The sequence below is a fragment of the Peribacillus sp. P4_C12 genome (genome assembly GCF_056402095.1).
Map to the genome: position 1 here is coordinate 1 of NZ_JBFUIB010000719.1, position 1,549 is coordinate 1,549.

General features: G+C 36.3%; 2 protein-coding genes. Both read left to right on the forward strand.

All coding sequences use genetic code 11. The annotated features are described in order from the left end of the window. Positions 1-303 precede the first annotated feature (303 nt). Positions 304-780, forward strand: a complete 477-nt coding sequence (locus AC1DUW_RS28335; RefSeq protein WP_053346037.1) for a 2,4'-dihydroxyacetophenone dioxygenase family protein — start codon at positions 304-306, stop codon at positions 778-780. A gap of 223 nt (positions 781-1,003) precedes the next feature. After that, on the forward strand, positions 1,004-1,549 hold a 546-nt coding region (locus AC1DUW_RS28340; RefSeq protein ID WP_477644122.1), incomplete at its 3' end, for an SDR family NAD(P)-dependent oxidoreductase.

Consider the following 1,549-nt stretch of genomic DNA (forward strand, 5'->3'; position numbering starts at 1 on the left):
GAAGATTAGGCAGTGACAATGATTTGGTAGGTGCACTCCTTTACTTTGCTACAGCAGCATCTGATTATTGTACTGGACAAATTTTGACTCTTGATGGTGGACTTGGGGCTAAGTAAATTTCATCCAAATAACGTGGTTGCGTAAATTAATCATACTTAATTGCAATTAAAAAATATCAATTTTACTTAACTGATAATTACGAATATACTGAAATTATAAATTCGAACTAGGTAATTTGCTTGCTGATGAAAGCGATAACAATATGCGAATTTAATAAATATTTATGGGAAGAGGGGATTTTAAGTGAGTGATTTAAAAGATGTAAAAGAAGTAGAAGTATTTCATGCAGGTAATGTTAGTGTAGATGAATTGCCTTGGATTCCATATTTTGGAGATGCGAAATTTAAATTGCTTAAAGCCAACCCTGTGACAGGACAAACGGTTACTTTATTATCTGTTCCTGCGAAAATGCAGCTTCCGGCCCATTTCCATCCTGGAACAGTCATTGTATATACCGTCCAAGGGACTTGGAGATATCTCGAGGAGCCTTGGATCTCCAAACCTGGTGACATGGTTTATGAGCCTGCAGGCTCCAAACATACGCCGACAGCTGTAGGGGATGAAGATGTTATCACCTTCAATATTGTAGAAGGAACATTAGACTATATAGGTGAAGAAGGAGAAATTCTTGCCAGAGACAATTGGGAAACATTCCTGAAAAGATACTATGAACATTGCGCGGCTGAAGGAATTGAACCTATTGATGTGACTAAATTTTGATAATTTGATTAATAAAAAAAAGAGAAGTCCGGCGTCTACTTGACGAAGAGGCTTCTCTTTTTTCTTGGCTTTTTCTTTTAATATTAGTACTAATAATTTATTTATTAATATTTTTAATTTTATTTAATTAAAACTTATAAGTATAATCATTAACATAATAATATTTTTAAAATTTTCAATATTCTAACTTAACAGATAATAACACTAGGAGGAATAATGATAAATGACAGCAGAGACGGTTTTGATTACTGGTGCTACAAAAGGGATCGGATATGAATTCACAAAAGTTTTTGCAGGGCATTGTTATAACTTGGTATTAGTTGCCAGAGATTCGGCGTTGTTGGAACAACAAGCCGAGAGTTTAAAAAAGGAATATGGCGTGCAAGTGAATACTTTTGCAGGCGATCTGAGCAGTCATACAACGGTAGAGAGCTTGCATCGATACTTGAAAAGCGAAGGAATCGACATCGATATTTTGATTAATAATGCTGGAGCTGGCGGATTAGGGTTGATGACGGAATTGGATATTCAAAAAGAAATGGAATACCTGCAGCTCAACATGATCTCGCTCACGTATTTAACTAGACTTATTGCGGATGACATGGTGAAACGAAAGCAAGGTAAAATTTTAAACGTGGCTTCAACAGCAGCCTTTCAGCCAACTCCACGGATGTCGATGTATGGGGCCAGCAAATCTTACGTCTTATTCTTTACGGAAGCAATTGCGGAAGAACTTAAAGGAACCGGAGTTCAAGCTTCTGTATTATGT